General features: G+C 66.3%; 1 pseudogene. It reads right to left on the bottom strand.

The window, feature by feature from the left end:
- A pseudogene (locus AAEY79_RS15420) lies at window positions 1-261 on the bottom strand (excinuclease ABC subunit A); the annotation flags it as partial.

The following is a 261-nucleotide window of genomic DNA, read 5'->3' as shown; positions in this document are numbered from 1 at the left end:
GAACAGGGTTTTCGTGAGCGACGTGCCGAGCGCCGTCGTCAGGTTGATCCGCTGCACCTCGCCGCCCGACAGCGTGCGGCTTTGCCGGTCGAGCGTCAGGTAGCCGAGCCCGACGTCGCACAGATATTTCAGGCGCGTGCGCACCTCGGCGAGCAACAGCTTCAATGCGTCGTCGAGCAGCGCGCTCGGCAGGACGATGTCGTCGAAGAAGCGCCGGATGCGCTCGATCGGCAGCAGCATCAGGTCGTGGACGGTCAGGCC

Origin of the sequence: Psychrobacter sp. GW64-MNA-CIBAN-0177 (genome assembly GCF_040309585.1) — a bacterium.
Taxonomy (GTDB): Bacteria; Pseudomonadota; Gammaproteobacteria; order Pseudomonadales; family Moraxellaceae; genus Psychrobacter; species Psychrobacter okhotskensis.
Note: the sequence above shows the minus strand (reverse complement) of the source record. Positions and strands in the feature narration are given on the sequence as shown.